Below are 17,397 nucleotides of genomic sequence, written 5' to 3' on the forward strand. Positions count from 1 at the left end.
ATTCCCTGCAAAGCCGCCAGAGCACACCCATGAATATCTTCGCCGATTTCACCGCGCGAATCATCAAAGCCGTCGAAGCCCTTGATTTGAAAGACAAGGATGGCGTTTCGCCGGACCTGTCGCGCATTGCTGTCGAGCCGCCGCGCGACGCCAGCCATGGCGATCTCGCGACCAATGCGGCGATGGTGCTGGCCAAGCCCACCGGGCAGAACCCGCGCGCGCTGGCTGAAAGACTGGCCGAGGCGCTGCGCACCGATGCCGACATCTCGGCTGCCGACGTCGCCGGTCCTGGCTTCGTCAATCTCAGGCTCAAGGACGGGTTCTGGCAGGCGCATCTTACGGCCTTGCTTGGCGAGGGCCGCAACTATGGCCGCTCGACCATCGGCGGCAACAGGAAGGCCAATGTCGAATATGTCTCGGCCAACCCGACCGGCCCGATGCACGTCGGCCATTGCCGGGGCGCCGTGGTCGGCGACACGCTGGCCAATCTGATGGCCTTCGCCGGTTACGACGTGACCAAGGAGTATGTCATCAACGATGCCGGCTCGCAGATCGACGTGCTCGGACGTTCGGTGATGCTGCGCTACCGCGAGGCGCTCGGCGAGACGATCGGCGAGATACCACCGGGTCTCTACCCCGGCGACTATCTCGTTCCGGTCGGCCAGGTGCTGGCCAAGGAATTCGGTCAGAAGCTGCTGCAGATGCCTGAGGACGAGGCGCTCGCCATCGTCAAGGACCGCACGATCGATGCGATGATGGCGATGATCCGCGACGACCTGGCGCTGCTCAACGTGCATCACGACGTGTTCTTCTCCGAGCGCACGCTGCATGCCGACCATGCCAGGAAGATCCGCGCGGCGATCAGCGACCTGACGCTGAAGGGGCATATCTACAAGGGCAAGCTGCCGCCGCCCAAAGGCGAGAAGCCGGACGACTGGGAAGACCGCGAGCAGACGCTGTTCCGCTCGACCGCGGTCGGCGACGACATGGATCGGGCGCTGGTCAAGTCCGACGGCTCGTTCACCTATTTTGCTGCCGACGTCGCCTATCTCAAGGACAAGGTCGACCGCAGCTTCGTCGACCTGATCTATGTGCTCGGCGCCGACCATGGCGGCTACGTCAAGCGGCTGGAGGCGCTGGCGCGCGCGATTGCCGGCGACGACGTCAAGCTCACCGTGCTGCTTTGCCAACTGGTGAAGCTGTTTCGTGACGGCCAGTTGGTTCAAATGGGAAAGCGGACCGGAAATTTCGTCACCCTTCGAGAGGTTATCGAGGAAGTCGGACGGGATGCAGTTCGCTTCATGATGCTCTACCGCAAGAACGATGCGCCGCTCGATTTCGATTTTGCCAAGGTGACCGAGCAGTCCAAGGACAATCCGGTGTTCTACGTTCAGTACGCCTCGGCGCGCTGCCATTCGGTGTTCCGGCAGGCGAGCGAGCAACTGGGCGAGGCCAATTTCGACCGCAACCGGCTGGCCGCGGCAGTGGCGTCGCTGACCGACGAGGGCGAAATCGGCCTGATCCGGAAGCTGGCTGAATATCCCCGGCTAATCGAATCCGCGGCCCTTGCGCTGGAGCCGCACAGGCTGGCATTCTACCTCTACGATCTCGCGTCCAGCTTCCATGGACATTGGAACCGGGGCACCGATAATCCCGACTTACGTTTTGTTAAGGTTAACGACCGACAATTGACGTATGCCAGACTAGGGCTGGTGCAGGCTGTATCGGACGTTTTGACGTCCGGCCTAACGCTTATTGGGGCTGATGCGCCCACGGAAATGCGTTAGGTTTGACTAAAAAACCTGTCACCTTTTGCCCACATTGCGCTGGTATGGGCCAACCCTGCGCGACGTCCATGGCGTCCGAATGTGTGCGAGTTCGGGAACAATAATGGCAGACAGAACCCAGCTGAGAGCAGCCGACCACAACGACATCGCTGACGATGATCCGTTCGCGGAACTGACCCGGATCATGGGTTTCGACCCACGCCAGCCGGTAAAGCCGCAGGCGCCTGCAGCGCCGAAGGCTGCTCCGGCCGACCAGCTTGCCGAAGAGGGTGATTTCGATATCGACCTCGAGAAGGAGCTGATGGGCGAATTCGGCGCCGATGAGGGCGCCCCGCAGCGCCAGGAGCCGGCTTTCGAATCCGTTGCCGCCAGGATGAACGACGAGCTTGCGGCTTCGCTCGAACAGGATTTCGTGTTCGACGACCCTGCGGATCACTTTGCGCCCGTCGCCGAGGTTGCCGCGCCGCAGGTCGAGGCTGCCTTCGGTGATGATTTCGATCAGGCGGTTGCCAACTCGCTGGAAGACGTGTCGCCGCTCGACGACGACCTGCCGATGGACGCCGAGCTTGCCGCGTCACTCGATCAGGAATTCCAGCTTGACGATCATCCCATGGTCGACACGGCCGAACATGGCGCAGCAGAGCACGCCGCGCCGGCGGTCGAAGCCGCATTCGATGACGACTTGGATAATGCCGTTTCCTTGTCGCTCGAGGACGAGCTGACACTCGACGATCATGCGCCGTTCGACGAAGAAGTGCCGGCGGAGGATCATCACGCCACTGCCGCTGTCGAACATCCGGCGCCGGTCCAGATTGCCGAGGAAGCCGTCCGCCAGATTCCCGAAGCCGAGTTTTCCGACCATTTCGACGAGGCGATGGCCGATGTCGATATGGGTATGGCCGACGTCGATATGGATTTCGATGTCCGTGCCGAAGAGCCCGCCGAAATCGATGAGCCCCTGGCTGTCGAAACACCTGTCGAGGTTGTCGAAGCACCTGTCGAGGCGGCTTATGTCGCCGAAGCCGACAATGACGATGTTCCCGAGCTTGCCGCACAGGACGCGTTTGACGACGATTTCGACCTCGGCACCGACGAGGCGCAGCCCGAGGCGGACGAAGAGCAGGTTGCCGAAACCCCCGCCGCGGAGCCGATGGCGCCCGCCGCGGTTGCGGCCGAGCCGGCAAAGCCGGTTGCCGCCGCAGACGATCGGAGCCTGGAAGATGAGCTGAATGCGCTGCTTGGCGCCATGACCGCGCGGCCGGTTCCCGTCGCCGCGAAGGAGCCCGCGCCGATTCAACAGCCGGCAGTCGTGGCGGAAACGGCCGCTGCCCAGCAGGCCGATCCCATCGAAGAACTCGATTGGAACCTTGACGAACATGAGCCTGCCGAGACGCAGCATCATGAGGCGGCCCAGGCTGTCGACGCCGATCTCGACATTGATCTCGCCGGCGAGCTCGATGGTGAGGATTTCAGGGCTGAGACTGTGGCAGCTCCCGACGTCGCGTTCGACGACGAGGCGTTCGATGCCGCCTTTGCCAGAGGTATCAACCTTGGTCATGATGAATCGGACCGTGGTCACGAAGAATCAGACCTTGGTCACGACCAGTCGAACCTAGGTCACGACCAGTCGGACCTTGGCCACGATGTACCGGACCGTGGTCACGATGTATCGGACCTTGGCCACGATGAAGCGGGGCGCACCGCTGTCGGGGAAGGCTTTGCCCATTCGGCGGACTGGATGCGCTCGACGCCGCCAGAACCGGCCCGTTCGTGGAGCCGGGTGACACCGGTCGCCGCTCCTCCGATGCAGGCTTCGTTCTCGGCCCAGCCTATGGCCTCGGCGCCGCCGGTTGCTTCAGCGCCGGTTTCCGCCGCGCCCGCGTACGAGCAGGAGTCGGTCGAAGAGGTCGCCGCCCAAGTCGAGCCCGAGCCGGTGCGGCACGAACAGCCTCGCTATGACGAGATGCCCGATGTCGAGACGGTCGACGTGCCGGAGCGCGTGGTCGCGCTGGCCGACGACCTCGATATTCCCGAGCTCAACTTCGAAGAGGATCAGCCGGCGTCGTCCGCCTATGACGATCTCGAGGCCGAATTCGCCGGTCTGTTGACCGAGATGAACGCCACCGAGGCGCCCGCGACACCGGCGCGCAGCACGGCCTATGAAGACGACACCTACAATGCCGGGTTCAAGCCGGGCTACGACCGAGGCGAGGCGCCCGCCTATGCGGCGAAGCCGGCCGAAGTGGCCGCCGCGACGGCGACCGCTTCCCACGCTGCTGCCGCGAGCAGCTTCGACATAAACAATCTCCCCGGTAGCAAGCCGGTTTCGCAGGCTGACGATTTCGCCGTCGACGAGCTCGACTACGATCCTGAACTGGACGAGGCGATGTCGGTGCCCGGTCTGGCCGAGCGCGAGGCTGCCAAGCCGCGCAGCCGCGGCCTGGTGGCCGCCGCGATCGTCGGCGCGGTGGCGATCGCCGGTGGCCTCGGCGCTTTTGCCTTGTCGCTGGGCGGCAAGGGCGGCAGCGAAGCGCCCGTGATCGTCAAGGCCGACAACGCGCCGATCAAGGTCAAGCCGGAAAACCCGGGCGGCGCCGTGGTGCCGAACCAGGACAACAAGGTCTATGACGCGGTGGCCAAGGGCACCAAGCCGGCTGAGCCTGTGCAGGAGAAGCTGGTCACCAACACCGAAGAGCCGGTGGACGTGAAAGCCAAGGAGCCAGAAAGCCGCGTCGTCGATCTTTCACCCGATGATACCGATGCCGCTCCCGGCACGGATGCAGCGGGCAATGCCCCCGCGGCCGCGATGCCAGGCGTGGAGGCATCCGGGAATGCCGATGCCGCGCCGGCGCCGAAATCCGAGGACCGCATCGCGCAGGTCTTGCAGGAGGCCGACAAGGGTACCAACCCGGAAGTCGCCGCCGTTGCGCCACGCAAGGTCAGGACCATGATGGTCAAGCCCGACGGCTCGCTGGTTCCGCGTGAGGATCCGGCGCAGGCGGCCCCGCAGGTTGCCGCGGCCGAACCGACCGATCCGGCACCGCAGCTTGTCGCTCCGGCGGCGCAGTCCGACGCGGGGCAGACCGGTACCGTGGCGCCCGCGACCGACCAGGCAAGCGATCAGCCGACCGATCAAACTGCTACCGACCAGGCCGAGACCGCCAAGCCGCTCGAGCCGGCGGCGGCCCCCACGCCGAAGGCCGAAGCCAAGGCCCAGTCCGCCAACACGCAGTCGGCGAACACGTCGGCCACGGTTCCGGTGCCGCCGCAGCGCCCATCCGACCAGCCGGTCGACGTGGTCGGTGAGGTCAAGCCCGACCAGGTCGCCTCCATATCGCCGACCGCGGCAGGTGGTGGTTCGTGGTCGATGCAGATCGCTTCGCAGCCGACGGTCGAGAGCGCCCAGTCGACCTACCAGGATCTGCAGCGCCGTTATGGCAGCGTGCTTTCCGGCCGCACCGCCAACATCGTCAAGGCCGAGATCGCCGGCAAGGGAACCTTCTACCGCGTCCGCGTTCCGGCGCAGTCGCGCAACGATGCGATCAATCTTTGCACCAGCTACAAGGCGGCCGGCGGCAACTGCTTCGTGTCGCGCTGATCAGCCAAAACCAACCCGAAAACCGGCGCAGCCGAAAGGCCGCGCCGGTTTTTTCATGTGGAGGGGATCGGGCATTCCGAAGCGAACGATCCGGGATGATTCCCTTTGCTCGCGCGAAGCCTTAAGCTTGTTGCCATGACCGAATCAAAATCCATGATCCTCGGCTGTGCCGGGAAATCGCTGACATCAGAGGAAATCCGCTTCTACCGCGGCGAGCGGCCCTGGGGTTTCATCCTGTTCGCCCGCAACATCGGCGACACCGAACAGATCCGCGATCTGGTCGCCTCGATGCGCGACTGCATCGGCCGCCCGGACGCTCCGGTGTTCATCGACCAGGAAGGCGGCCGGGTGCAGCGCCTGCGGCCGCCGCTGGCGCCGAACTATCCGGCCGGCGGCGCGCTCGGCGCGCTGTGGCGGAACGACCGCGAGGCAGGCACGCGCGCAGCCTGGCTGATGGCGCGGCTGCATGCCTTCGATCTGCTGCGCCTCGGCATCACCGCAGACTGCCTGCCGGTGCTCGACGTGCCGATCGAGGGCGCCAGCGACGTCATCGGCGCCCGCGCCTATGGCAAGGAGCCAGGTGCCGTCATCGAGCTTGGCCGCGCGGCGGCCGAGGGCCTGATGTCGGGCGGCGTGCTGCCGGTGATGAAGCACATTCCCGGGCACGGGCGGGCCTTTGCCGACACGCATTTCGAACTGCCGACCGTCGATACGCCCATGGATGAGCTGCGGCGGCATGATTTCGCCCCGTTCAAGGCGCTCAACCATCTGCCGATGGCGATGACGGCGCATGTCGTATATAGCGCCATCGATCCGAGCAATCCGGCGACGACCTCGGCAAAAGTCGTCAACGACATTATCCGCCGCGACATCGGCTTCGACGGGCTGTTGATGAGCGACGACACCTCGATGAAGGCACTTTCTGGGGATTTCCCGACAAAGGCGGCCGCGATCCTTGCGGCGGGCTGCGATCTCGTCCTTCACTGCAATGGCGTCTTCGAGGAGATGTCCGGCATTGCATCGCGGACCACGGGGCTTGAAGGCAAGTCGCTTGCGCGCGCCGAGCGGGCACTGACCTATATAAAGGACCGCGACGCGGCTGAAGAAACCGCGATACGCGCCGAGTTTGCCACCTATTTCGACGCGGTGGCCTGAGCAGAGGAAAGAGACGAAGGCAGTGGCGGAAACATTGGACAGCAAGGCCGCGAAGGCCGCACCGATGGACCGTCTGTGGGCCGAGAACGACAATTCCCGGCTGACCGGCGATCCGTCGCTGGTCGTCGACGTGGCCGGCTTCGAAGGCCCGCTCGATCTGCTTCTGCACCTGGCGCGCAACCAGAAGGTCGATCTGGCGCGCATCTCGATCCTGGCGCTGGCCGAGCAATATCTGGCCTTCGTCGAGAAGGTGAGGGTGCTGCGGCTGGAGCTTGCCGCCGACTATCTGGTGATGGCGGCGTGGCTTGCCTTCCTTAAGTCGAAGCTCCTGATCCCCAAGCAACCGGGCGAGGAAGGCGAGAGCGGCGAGGAACTGGCGGCCGTGCTGCAGTTCCGGCTGAAGCGGCTGGAAGCCATGCGCGACGCCTCGGCCAGGCTGGTCAACCGCAACCGGCTCGGCCGTGACGTGTTCGCGCGCGGCATGCCGGAAATGGTCATCATCGAGAAGCGCAACACTTACTCGGCCTCGCTCTACGATCTCTTGACCGCCTATGCGCAGCAGCGCCAGAAGCAGGCGATCAACAATGTGACGATCGCCAGGCGCGGCGTGTGGTCACTCAAGGACGCGCGCGACATCCTAATCAGACTGGTCGGGACGCTGCGCGACTGGGCGGCGCTGGACTCCTTCCTGATCGAGTATCTGTCCACGCCGGAAGAGCGGCGCACCGCAGTCGCCAGTTCGTTTGCCGCGACGCTCGAACTGGTGCGTGAAGGCAAAATGGAGATGCGGCAGGACCAAGTGTTCGCGCCGCTCTATCTGCGCGGCCGCGCGCAAGGCATCAAGGCAGTCGAGGTTGTAGCATGAGCGAACGCGCCAACGCTTCGGTCATTCCGTTCAAGGTCGAAGACGAGACCGAGGAAGGCGCCGTAGAGCAGGGGACGGTCGAGAATCCGGCCGAGCGGCTGCTTCTGTCGGAAGCCGTGCGCATGGCCGAGGCGATCATCTTCGCCAGCGCCCAGCCGGTCAGCGAGAAGCAATTGGCCGCGCGCCTGCCCGATGGCGTTAGCATTGCCGCGGCGATGGCCGATCTGCAGCAGATCTACGCCAAGCGCGGCGTCAATCTGGTGCGCGTCGACGATGCCTGGGCCTTCCGCACCGCCGGCGACCTCGCCTTCCTGATGAGCCGCGATACCGTTCAGCAGAGGAAGCTTTCGCGCGCGGCGCTCGAAGTGCTGGCGATCATCGCCTACCACCAGCCGGTGACGCGCGCCGAGATCGAGGACATCAGAGGCGTCGAAACCTCAAAGGGCACGCTGGACACGCTGATGGAAACGGAATGGGTGCGGATGCGCGGCCGGCGCAAGACGCCCGGCCGTCCCGTCACTTACGGCACCACTGAGAGCTTCCTCGACCATTTCGCGCTGGAGGAGATCCGCGACCTTCCCGGCATGGAGGAACTGAAGGGCGCCGGGCTGCTTTCCACGCGCATGCCGTCGAATTTCTCGGTGCCGCTGCCGCCGGCCGATCCGGATGCGCTGACCGAGGACGAGGATCCGCTGACCGACATCGATCTCGAGGAGCTTGGCCTGCTGACGCCGCGCGTCACGGAAGATTGACCGCAAGCCGCTGTCAAAAGCCGCTTTCCAGCTGTAGATGCGCCGATTGGTAGCGGGCCGCACCGCCGAAAATGCGTGACATCCGGCGCGCCTTCATAAACTTTGTCGCGGTTCTGTTTGAATCCCAACGCGAATGCGCATAGATCATCGCCAGGGAAACCGTTCGAGAGAGATTTGCAATGGGTTCATTTTCGATTTGGCACTGGCTGATCGTGCTGGTGATCGTGCTGCTGGTGTTCGGCCGCGGCAAGATTCCCGAGCTGATGGGCGACATGGCCAAGGGCATCAAGAGCTTCAAGAAGGGCATGGCCGACGACGAGGTTGCCGACGACAAGCGCACCGTCGAGCACCGGGCCGATGAAACCGTTTCGGCGGCGAAGGAAAAAGCCAGCAAGAGCTGAGCCCAAGGTTGTTGCTTTGTGCATGTCGTTGTCCCAAAACCGCGTCGCACTTTTGAGCGACATGCATTAGTCGGAACAGATTGCCATGTTTGAAGTCGGCTGGACCGAGATGCTGGTGATCGCGATCGTCATGATCGTGGTCGTCGGGCCGAAGGATTTGCCCAATATGCTGCGCACTTTCGGCCGCACGACGGCAAAGCTGCGCGCCATGGCCGCAGACTTCCAGAAGCAGTTCAACGAGGCGCTGAAGGAAGCCGAACTCGACGACGTCAAGAAGTCGGTCGATTCCCTTCGAGGCCTCAATCCGGCGGCCGAGATCCGCAAGCAGCTCAACCCGTTCGAGCAGGCGGCTGCCGATGTCCGCTCCGGCGTCGACGCGGTGATGAAGCCGAAGCCGGCCGTCGATCCCGCAGCGGCAGAGACGCCGCAGGCTGCCGAGCCGCTGAAGAACGGCGCCACGGTGATGCCCGGTGTCAACGGACCGGAAGCGGCGCCGGCCGCACCGATCTTTCCGGCGATGACCGACGACGCGGTGGTGACGCCGGTAGTGGCTGCAACGCCAGCGCCGCAAAAGGCGCCGGTAAAGAAGGCGGCGGCATCGAAGCAAGCCAAGGCTCCGGCGGCTAAAGCCAAGGCAGCACCGGCAAAGGCGGCCCCCGTGGCGAAGGCTTCGGCCAGGCCGGCAGCAGCGCCAACCAAGCCGGCGCCTGCAAAAGTTGCCAAGCCTGTAGCCGCCAAGCCGGCGACAAAGGCTGAGCCGAAGTCTGCGCCGGCGAAAAAGCCAGCGGCCAAGACGGCGGGAGCCGCCAAGTGAGCGTTTCGGACACGGAAAAGGACGAGATCGAAAAGTCGTCGGCCCCGCTGATGGAGCATCTGATAGAGCTGCGGCGGCGGCTGATCTGGTCGATCGGCGGCTTCTTCGTCGCCTTCCTCGTCTGCTTCTTCTTCGCTAAGCGGCTGTTCAACCTTCTGGTCATCCCATTCAAATGGGCGACGCAATGGGCGGGGCTCGACCCGCACAAGGTCGAGCTGATCTACACGGCGCCGCAGGAGTTCTTCTTCACCCAGGTCAAGCTCGCCATGTTCGGCGGCATGGTCATCGCGTTTCCGCTGATCGCCACGCAGATCTACAAATTCATCGCGCCCGGCCTCTACAAGAACGAGCGCAACGCCTTCCTGCCGTTCCTGATCGCCTCACCGATCCTGTTCCTGATGGGCGCGTCGCTGGTCTACTTCTTCTTCACGCCGATGGTGATGTGGTTCTTCCTCGCTATGCAGCAGGCCGGCACCAACGACCAGGTACAGATATCGCTGCTGCCGAAAGTGTCGGAATATCTCAGCCTGATCATGACGCTGATCTTCTCCTTCGGCCTGGTGTTCCAGCTGCCGGTGGTGACCAGCCTGATGACCAGGGTGGGCATGCTGTCGTCCAAGGCGTTGGTCGAGAAGCGCAGATGGGCGATCGTCATCGCCTTCGTGGTGGCGGCTGTGCTGACGCCGCCGGATCCGATGAGCCAGATCGGCCTCGCCATTCCGACCATCCTGCTCTATGAGGTCGCCATCTGGTCGGCGCGGCTGATCGAACGCAGCAAGGATCGGGACCGCCTGGCGCGCGAGAAACAGGACGCCGCGGCAGAAGTGGCGGAGAAGGCGGCGGACGCGTCCTCGACGCAGGCTCCTTCGTAGGCTACCGGAAAAAGACGCCAAGCCCGATCTTGCATCGATCAAGGATGCGGTTTACGCCCTCTGGCTGAAACGCATCGCTATCAAAGCGATGCGTTTCAGTTTGTTTGAAGCATGTCGTTGTCCCAAAACCGCTGCGCACTTTTGGGCGACATGCTACCCGAGGAGCGTTCAGACCATGCTTGACATCAAATGGATTCGCGACAACCCGAAGACCCTTGTCGACGCGCTGGTGAAGCGCTCGTGGTCGGGTGATGACGCGCAATCCACCGTTGATGATCTGATTGCCAGGGACGAGGCGCGGCGCGAGCATCTGACCGAACTGCAGACCAGGCAGGAACGCCGCAACGCCGCCTCGAAAGAGATCGGCAACGCGATGCGCTCGGGCGACGCAGCACTTGCCGAAAAGCTGAAGGCCGAGGTCGGCGAGATCAAGGCCTTCATCCAGAATGGCGAAGCACGCGAGCGCGAACTCGACAAGGCGCTGAACGATGCGCTGGCGGTGCTGCCCAATGTGCCGCTCGACGACGTGCCGGTCGGCAAGGACGAGCACGACAATGTCGTCAAGCGCACCGTCGGTACGGTGCCGACGCGGCCGAACTGGGTGAAGGAACATTTCGAAATCGGCGAAGCGCTCGGCATGATGGATTTCGAGCGCGCGGCGAAACTGTCGGGTTCGCGCTTCACGGTGCTGAAGAGCGGGCTGGCGCGGATGGAGCGTGCACTAGGCCAGTTCATGCTCGACCTGCACACAACCGAGCACGGTTATGTGGAAGTGATCCCGCCGCTGATGGTGCGCGACGAGGTTCTCTATGGCACCGGGCAGCTGCCGAAATTTGAGGATGACCTGTTCTTCATGCCGCACGGAGACAGCCGGCTGGGCTTGATCCCCACAGCCGAAGTCCCGCTCACAAATCTGGTACGCGAGGACATCACTGCGCACGAGAAGCTGCCACTTCGCTATACGGCACTGACGCCCTGCTTCCGCTCGGAAGCGGGCTCGGCAGGGCGTGATACGCGTGGCATGCTGCGCCAGCACCAGTTCTACAAGGTCGAACTGGTGTCGATCACCGATCAGGAGTCGTCAATCGCCGAGCACGAGCGGATGACTGCATGCGCCGAGGAAGTGCTGAAGCGGCTGGAACTGCCGTTCCGCACCATGACGCTGTGCACAGGCGACATGGGTTTTGGCGCGCGCAAGACCTACGATATCGAGGTCTGGCTGCCCGGCCAGAACGCCTATCGCGAGATCTCGTCCTGCTCGGTCTGCGGCGATTTCCAGGCCAGGCGCATGGACGCCCGCTACAAGGACAAGGACGGCAAGGGCAACCGCTTCGTCCACACGCTGAATGGTTCGGGCACCGCCGTCGGCCGCGCTCTTATTGCTGTCATCGAGAACTACCAGAATGAGGATGGCAGCGTAACCATTCCTGAAGCGCTTCGGCCTTACATGGGCGGTCTGGCAAAGATCGAATCGAAATAATGCGCATCCTGCTCACCAATGACGACGGCATCCATGCCGAGGGCCTGGCGTCGCTCGAGCGCATCGCGCGCACGCTCTCGGACGATGTCTGGGTGGTGGCGCCGGAACAGGACCAGTCCGGCTATGCGCATTCGCTGTCGATCTCGGAGCCGCTGCGGCTGCGCAAGATCGGCGAAAAGCATTTTGCCGTGCGCGGCACGCCGACCGATTGCGTCATCATGGGCGTGAAGAAGATCCTGCCGGGAGCGCCGGACCTGATCCTGTCCGGCGTCAATTCCGGCGCCAACATTGCCGACGACGTCACCTATTCCGGCACCGTTGCCGGGGCCATGGAAGGCGCGCTGCTCGGCATCCGCTCGATCGCGCTCAGCCAGGCCTACTCGTATGTCGGCGAGGATCGCGTCGTTCCCTACGAGACCACCGAGGCACTGGCGCCGGCGCTCCTCAACAAGCTTGTCGCCATGCCGCTGCCGGATGGCGTGCTGCTCAACGTCAACTTTCCGAACTGCCTTCCCGAAGAAGTCGCCGGCACAGTGGTCACATCGCAGGGCAAGCTCGTGCACAGCCTGTGGGTCGACGAGCGCCGCGACGGGCGCGGCCTGCCTTATTACTGGCTGCGCTTCGGCCGCGAGCCGGTCGAAGGCAAGAAGGGCACCGATCTCCACGCCATGCGCAACCGGCTGGTGTCGGTGACGCCGCTGCAGCTCGACCTCACCGCCCACGAAATCCGCGACCAACTGACCAAGGCACTTTCATGACCCTGCCACTCGACGACCGCGAAGGTTTTGCAGCCTTCCTGCTGCGCTTGCGCGGCCGGGGCGCGGTGCCGAAGGCCCTGATCGCCGCCTTCGAGGCGACACCGCGGCGTGGCTTTTTGTCCGGACAGTTTCATGCGATCGCCTGGTCGGACGGCATGCTGCCGATCGAGTGCGGCGAGGCGATCGAGGGCGCCGACCTGCAGGCTGCAGTACTCGCGGCTTTGGCCATCGAGCCGGGCAACCGGGTGCTCGAGATCGGCACCGGATCGGGCTATACGGCAGCGGTGATGTCGCGACTGGCGGCGCGCGTCGTCACCATCGACCGCTACAAGACGCTGACCGAGCAGGCCAGGCAGCGCTTCGAGGCGCTCGCCATCGGCAATGTCGTCGCCCGGCAGGCGGACGGTTCCAATGGATTGCCCAATGAAGGGCCGTTCGATCGTATCGTCGCCTGGGCGGCCTTCGACAGCCTGCCGCGTTTCCTGCTCGACCAGTTGTCGAGCGGCGGCATCGTCATCGCGCCGATCGGCCCGGAAGAGGGGGAGCAGGTGGTGGCCAAGCTGACCAAGGTCGGCAGCCGTTTCGAGCGCGAGGACATCGGCATCGTCCGGCTGCAGCCGATCCTGCGCAGCGTCGCCGCCGTCATATAGAATGATGCCGGTCCTGGACGCGGAACCGACCTCCCAAATGTTTTAAGAAAATTTTCGCCAGATTCTAAGGGGTTAACCGGCCAGTAACATTAACGCGCTTTAATCATGCCTAGTTTGTACCGGGTCTGTGCGGGTTAGTGCGATGCAATTCAGTGTTTTGAAGGCAAACGGACGCAATCTGGCGCGTGGCTGCGCCGTCCTCATGATTGCAGGCGCCGCCGCGGGATGCAGTTCCCAGGTCGCGCGATTCAACGGTGTCGACGACGTCTTCACCTCCTCGACCAACAACCAGCGCGCCATCATCAACAAACAGGATGCCGCCCAGCCCTATCCGGGCGATGTCGCGGCATCTCCCGCGCCGGTCGATGGCAGCCACACCCAGTCGGTCAGCCGCTCCAGCCTGGAACCGGTTTCGGTGCAGCAGTTGCCGCCGGTCTCTCAGCCGGCCCCGGCACTGGCGCCCGCCGCAAAGCCGGTGCGCACCGCCTCGGCCCCTGTGCTGGCGCCTCCCGCCACGCATGTCGACAGGACGACCACCGGCACTGTCGCCCCGGCGGCAAAGCCGTTCAAGGACGCGCAGCCCGATGCGCCGAAAATGGCGGCGGCGGGCGGCACGCCGCATGCAACCGAGATCGTGGTCAGGGACGGCGAGACCATCTCCGGCCTGGCGCAGCACTATAAGGTGCCGGCCGACGTGATCATGAAGGTCAACGGGCTGAGCGCGACCAAGGGATTGAAGACCGGCCAGAAGCTGGTCATCCCGGCCTATGCCTATTCGAGCAAGGCGTCGCAGTCGAAAATTGCCGACACCAAGCCGGCGAACAGCCCCAAGCCGCCGGCTACCGCGCCGGAGAAACTCGCAGTGCTGCCGCAGCAGCCGAAGCTCAAGGACGGCAAGTCCGCCGCGCAGGTCGACGCATCGGCCGCCGCAAGTGATCCGAAGAACGCCAAGCCTGTAACGCAGGCGGCCGCGGCCAAGCCGGCAGGCGCCGGCGGCACCTACACGGTCCAGCAAGGCGACTCGCTGTCCGCCATTGCCAGGAAGACCGGCGTCAGCGTGACCGCGCTCAAGCAGGCGAACGGCATGCAGGACGGGTTGCTGAAGATCGGCCAGACGCTGAAGGTTCCGGCCGACGGCACGGCGACGGTGGCTAGCGCCAAGCCGGTCAAGGTCGACCCGGTGACGACCGCGACCACGCAGCCGGCGGCCAAGCCGACCGAAACGCTTGCGTCCTACACGCCGCCGAAGAAGGATGCCAAGGTCATCCAGCAGGCCGAGGACGACGACGCGGTGGCGCCCGACGCCACCGGCATCGGCAAGATGCGCTGGCCGGTGCGCGGCCGCGTGATCTCCAGCTTCGGTTCCGGCAAGGACGGCGTCGACATAGCGGTTCCCGAGGGCACACCGGTCAAGGCGGCGGAAAACGGCGTCGTCATCTATGCCGGCGACGGGCTCAAGGAATTCGGCAACACGGTCCTGGTGCGCCACGAAAATGGGCTGGTCACCGTATACGGCCATGCCAGTTCGATCGAGGTGCAGCGCGGCCAGAAGGTCAAGCGCGGCCAGGAGATTGCGCTGTCGGGCATGAGCGGCACCACCAACTCGCCGAAGCTGCACTTCGAAGTGCGCAAGAACTCGGCCCCGGTCGATCCGTCGGGCTATCTCGAATAGAACAAAAAACGATTGCTGGCCGTCTGACCTCCAGTCCGGCCTGCCGGCTCAGCCCGTTCCGCAAGGGGCGGGCTTTTTCAGTCGCCAGCGGCGAGGCTCTCAAGCCTTCGTCGATCCGGTGAAGAAGCCCTCCAGTTCCGCGAAGCCCATGGCGTCCTCGGAAAACCGGAAGGTGCCTGCTGATCTCATTTCCCGCGCAGCGCGGACGAAGCTGCCAAAAGCAAGCCGTGCCAGCGCCGAGCCGACGCTGATGCGCTTGACGCCGGCGTCCGCCAGCTCGGCCACACCAAACGTCGCGCCGGGCATGCCCATCACGACATTGACCGGTTTCGTCACGGCGCCGCAGACGGTGCGGATCATGCCGAGGTCATGGAGGCCGGGCGCATAGAGCACGTCGGCTCCCGCCTCCTCGAACGCCTGCAATCTGCGAATGGTGTCATCCAGATCAGGGCGCCCCCACAGGAAGTTCTCGCAGCGTGCCGTCAGGATGAAATCATCCGACAGTGCGCGACGCGCCTGCGCGGCCGCCTCGATCCGTTCGACCGCGAGTGCAAAGTCGTAGATCGGGTCGTCGCGCCTTCCAGTATGGTCTTCGAGGGAACATCCGGCCAGGCCGATGCCGGCAGCGGCCTGGATTGTCTCGGCGGCACTTTGCGGACTGTCGCCGAAGCCTTTTTCGAGATCGGCCGAGACGGGGAGGGGTGTCGCCGCCGCGATGGCCCGGCAGTGGCTTAGGGTAGCCTCCCGCGAAACCTGCCCCTCGGCGACGCCAAGAGAGAACGCCATGCCGGCGCTGGTGGTGGCGAGGGCACGAAAACCCATGGTTGCGAGAATCCGTGCCGTGCCGATGTCCCAAGGATTGGGAATGACGAACGCGCCTGGTTCCTCATGAAGCCGGCGAAACGCCGCGCCCTTGCTTTCCAATTGCATTCCCCTTCAGCCTTTCGAGTCGATGGAGCCTGATGGAAAATGGCACAAGTTTTGGAACAAATAAAGAACACTGATGCAACACTCAGGCGCTTCTGACAGCCTGGTCGCATGCCTTCGGTTTCAGATGACCGTTGCTAGTCCTTGAGCGGCTTGCCGAGCCGGCCCGCCAGATCCTGGGTGAATTGCCAGGCGACGCGGCCGGAACGGCTGCCGCGTGTCGTTGCCCATTCCAGCGCCTCGGCGCGCAGCGTGTCGGGATCGATTGTCAGCCCGTGATGGCGGACATAGCCATCGATCATGTCGAGATATTCGTCCTGCGAGCATTTGTGGAAGCCGAGCCAGAGGCCGAAACGGTCGGAAAGCGAGACCTTTTCCTCGACCGCCTCGGACGGGTTGATGGCGGTGGAGCGCTCATTGTCGATCATGTCGCGCGGCAACAGATGCCGTCGGTTCGACGTCGCATAGAAGATGACATTGGCCGGGCGGCCCTCGACGCCGCCTTCGAGCGCCGCCTTCAGCGACTTGTAGGAGGTGTCGTCATGGTCGAACGACAGGTCGTCGCAAAACAGGATGAAGCGGCAGGGGGCCGCCTTCAGCAATGCCATCAGCTTCGGCAGCGTGTCGATGTCCTCGCGGTGGATTTCGATCAGCTTGAGCGGCAGGTCGAGCTTGTCGGAAGCGTTGACCGCGGCATGCACCGCCTTGACCAGCGAGGACTTGCCCATGCCGCGCGCGCCCCACAGCAGCACGTTGTTGGCGGCAAAGCCGGCGGCGAAGCGCTCGGTGTTGTCGACAAGGATGTCGCGCACGCGGTCGACGCCTCTGATCAGGCCGATGTCGACGCGATTGACCTTGCTCACCGGTTCCAGATAGCCGGGATCGGCCTGCCAGACGAAGCAATCTGCGGCGGCAATATCCGTCTGCGGCACCGGCGGCGGGGCGAGGCGGGCGACCGCCTCGATCAGGCGCTCGAGCTTCCGGTTCAGGGCGTCAATGGTGCTGTCGGTCATGTCTGGTCTTTTGTTCTGGCTTCAGGGCGCGCCGGGCGGAAATCCACTCTTTCGCGGCGGCATAAGAACCGGTTCCAACCTTTTGTTGGAGCATGATCTTTTCTGGAAGCCGCGTCCGACTTTCGGCGACCATGCTCTAACACGGGCTCAACGGCCGGAAAAGCGGCGGATTTGCCCGCCAGCGCAGTTGCATTGGGAACTTTACCGACTATATTCCGGCCAAATTTCGCGGGGCCGCTTTGTGGCGGTTTTCACCATCCAGGAGTTTCTTGATGTTCGTTACACCGGCATACGCCCAGGGCGTCGGCGCCTCGCCAGACATGTTCATCAGCATTTTGCCGTTTGTCCTGATTTTCGTGATCATGTATTTTCTAATCATCCGGCCGCAGCGCACGCAGCTGAAGAAGCGCCAGGAAATGCTCGCTGCGGTGCGCCGCGGCGATACGGTCGTGACCGGCGGCGGCTTCGTCGGCAAGGTGACCAAGGTGATCGACGACAACGAGCTCGAGATCGACCTCGGCGGCACCAAGGTGACCGCATTGCGTTCGACGATCGCCGACGTGCGCGTCAAGGGCGAGCCGGTGGCGAACCAGAACGCCAAGAAATAAGCCAATTCCAGGCGGAACGCTGCCGCTTGTACGCCTGAACGGACG

General features: G+C 64.0%; 15 protein-coding genes. 13 read left to right on the forward strand and 2 right to left on the reverse strand.

Features of this window, described 5'->3' with window-relative positions:
• Positions 1 to 29: 29 nt before the first annotated feature.
• The 12 genes from argS (at position 30) to AC1RUK_RS08925 (ending at position 14,804) form a co-directional block, all read left to right on the forward strand.
• Positions 30 to 1,787, forward strand: a complete 1,758-nt coding sequence (gene argS / locus AC1RUK_RS08870) for an arginine--tRNA ligase (RefSeq protein ID WP_481835915.1) — start codon at positions 30 to 32, stop codon at positions 1,785 to 1,787.
• Positions 1,788 to 1,890: 103 nt separating this feature from the next.
• On the forward strand, positions 1,891 to 5,385 hold the full coding sequence (locus AC1RUK_RS08875) for an SPOR domain-containing protein (protein ID WP_481835914.1): 3,495 nt from the start codon (positions 1,891 to 1,893) through the stop codon (positions 5,383 to 5,385).
• Positions 5,386 to 5,520: 135 nt separating this feature from the next.
• Positions 5,521 to 6,540 (forward strand): beta-N-acetylhexosaminidase, encoded by a 1,020-nt coding sequence (gene nagZ / locus AC1RUK_RS08880; protein WP_481835913.1) that lies wholly within the window; start codon positions 5,521 to 5,523, stop codon positions 6,538 to 6,540.
• Positions 6,541 to 6,604: 64 nt separating this feature from the next.
• Positions 6,605 to 7,405 carry a segregation and condensation protein A gene (locus tag AC1RUK_RS08885; RefSeq protein WP_481840302.1) on the forward strand — a complete coding sequence of 267 codons (801 nt, stop codon included), beginning with the start codon at positions 6,605 to 6,607 and terminating at the stop codon, positions 7,403 to 7,405.
• Positions 7,402 to 8,157: an SMC-Scp complex subunit ScpB gene (scpB, locus tag AC1RUK_RS08890; RefSeq protein WP_481835912.1), complete on the forward strand. Its 756-nt coding sequence runs from the start codon at positions 7,402 to 7,404 to the stop codon at positions 8,155 to 8,157. The genes AC1RUK_RS08885 and scpB overlap by 4 nt, the downstream gene beginning before the upstream one ends.
• A gap of 179 nt (positions 8,158 to 8,336) precedes the next feature.
• On the forward strand, positions 8,337 to 8,558 hold the full coding sequence (locus tag AC1RUK_RS08895; RefSeq protein WP_006203465.1) for a twin-arginine translocase TatA/TatE family subunit: 222 nt from the start codon (positions 8,337 to 8,339) through the stop codon (positions 8,556 to 8,558).
• 85 nt (positions 8,559 to 8,643) lie between these two features.
• Positions 8,644 to 9,372, forward strand: coding sequence for a Sec-independent protein translocase protein TatB (gene tatB, locus AC1RUK_RS08900; protein WP_481835911.1), 729 nt, complete (start codon positions 8,644 to 8,646; stop codon positions 9,370 to 9,372).
• Entirely contained in the window at positions 9,369 to 10,244 is an 876-nt protein-coding gene (gene tatC / locus AC1RUK_RS08905; RefSeq protein ID WP_481835910.1) for a twin-arginine translocase subunit TatC, read from the forward strand. Before tatB ends, tatC begins: the two co-directional genes overlap by 4 nt.
• Before the next feature lie 175 nt (positions 10,245 to 10,419).
• Positions 10,420 to 11,724: a serine--tRNA ligase gene (gene serS, locus AC1RUK_RS08910; RefSeq protein ID WP_481835909.1), complete on the forward strand. Its 1,305-nt coding sequence runs from the start codon at positions 10,420 to 10,422 to the stop codon at positions 11,722 to 11,724.
• Positions 11,724 to 12,482 carry a 5'/3'-nucleotidase SurE gene (surE, locus tag AC1RUK_RS08915; RefSeq protein ID WP_006203469.1) on the forward strand — a complete coding sequence of 253 codons (759 nt, stop codon included), beginning with the start codon at positions 11,724 to 11,726 and terminating at the stop codon, positions 12,480 to 12,482. The genes serS and surE overlap by 1 nt, the downstream gene beginning before the upstream one ends.
• On the forward strand, positions 12,479 to 13,132 hold the full coding sequence (locus AC1RUK_RS08920; protein WP_481835908.1) for a protein-L-isoaspartate(D-aspartate) O-methyltransferase: 654 nt from the start codon (positions 12,479 to 12,481) through the stop codon (positions 13,130 to 13,132). Before surE ends, AC1RUK_RS08920 begins: the two co-directional genes overlap by 4 nt.
• A 142-nt stretch (positions 13,133 to 13,274) precedes the next feature.
• Positions 13,275 to 14,804, forward strand: coding sequence for a peptidoglycan DD-metalloendopeptidase family protein (locus AC1RUK_RS08925; protein WP_481840222.1), 1,530 nt, complete (start codon positions 13,275 to 13,277; stop codon positions 14,802 to 14,804).
• Between the two features lie 99 nt (positions 14,805 to 14,903).
• Here the strand turns inward: AC1RUK_RS08925 and AC1RUK_RS08930 are convergent, their stop codons facing one another.
• Together AC1RUK_RS08930 and AC1RUK_RS08935 are read right to left on the reverse strand one after the other, a co-directional pair.
• On the reverse strand, positions 14,904 to 15,734 hold the full coding sequence (locus AC1RUK_RS08930) for an isocitrate lyase/PEP mutase family protein (protein ID WP_481835906.1): 831 nt from the start codon (positions 15,732 to 15,734) through the stop codon (positions 14,904 to 14,906).
• 134 nt (positions 15,735 to 15,868) lie between these two features.
• Positions 15,869 to 16,744, reverse strand: coding sequence for an ATP-binding protein (locus tag AC1RUK_RS08935; RefSeq protein ID WP_481835905.1), 876 nt, complete (start codon positions 16,742 to 16,744; stop codon positions 15,869 to 15,871).
• A 272-nt stretch (positions 16,745 to 17,016) separates the two neighbouring features.
• Between AC1RUK_RS08935 and yajC the strand changes: the two genes are divergently transcribed.
• Positions 17,017 to 17,352 carry a preprotein translocase subunit YajC gene (gene yajC, locus AC1RUK_RS08940; RefSeq protein WP_120017843.1) on the forward strand — a complete coding sequence of 112 codons (336 nt, stop codon included), beginning with the start codon at positions 17,017 to 17,019 and terminating at the stop codon, positions 17,350 to 17,352.
• Positions 17,353 to 17,397: the final 45 nt, after the last annotated feature.

This window comes from Mesorhizobium monacense (genome assembly GCF_056781675.1).

Coding starts and splice junctions, on each gene's coding strand:
- argS (WP_481835915.1), top strand. CDS start 30: ATGAATATCTTCGCCGATTTCACCGCGCGAATCATCAAAGCCGTCGAA.
- AC1RUK_RS08875 (WP_481835914.1), top strand. CDS start 1,891: ATGGCAGACAGAACCCAGCTGAGAGCAGCCGACCACAACGACATCGCT.
- nagZ (WP_481835913.1), top strand. CDS start 5,521: ATGACCGAATCAAAATCCATGATCCTCGGCTGTGCCGGGAAATCGCTG.
- AC1RUK_RS08885 (WP_481840302.1), top strand. CDS start 6,605: ATGGACCGTCTGTGGGCCGAGAACGACAATTCCCGGCTGACCGGCGAT.
- scpB (WP_481835912.1), top strand. CDS start 7,402: ATGAGCGAACGCGCCAACGCTTCGGTCATTCCGTTCAAGGTCGAAGAC.
- AC1RUK_RS08895 (WP_006203465.1), top strand. CDS start 8,337: ATGGGTTCATTTTCGATTTGGCACTGGCTGATCGTGCTGGTGATCGTG.
- tatB (WP_481835911.1), top strand. CDS start 8,644: ATGTTTGAAGTCGGCTGGACCGAGATGCTGGTGATCGCGATCGTCATG.
- serS (WP_481835909.1), top strand. CDS start 10,420: ATGCTTGACATCAAATGGATTCGCGACAACCCGAAGACCCTTGTCGAC.
- surE (WP_006203469.1), top strand. CDS start 11,724: ATGCGCATCCTGCTCACCAATGACGACGGCATCCATGCCGAGGGCCTG.
- AC1RUK_RS08920 (WP_481835908.1), top strand. CDS start 12,479: ATGACCCTGCCACTCGACGACCGCGAAGGTTTTGCAGCCTTCCTGCTG.
- AC1RUK_RS08925 (WP_481840222.1), top strand. CDS start 13,275: ATGCAATTCAGTGTTTTGAAGGCAAACGGACGCAATCTGGCGCGTGGC.
- AC1RUK_RS08930 (WP_481835906.1), bottom strand. CDS start 15,734: ATGCAATTGGAAAGCAAGGGCGCGGCGTTTCGCCGGCTTCATGAGGAA.
- AC1RUK_RS08935 (WP_481835905.1), bottom strand. CDS start 16,744: ATGACCGACAGCACCATTGACGCCCTGAACCGGAAGCTCGAGCGCCTG.
- yajC (WP_120017843.1), top strand. CDS start 17,017: ATGTTCGTTACACCGGCATACGCCCAGGGCGTCGGCGCCTCGCCAGAC.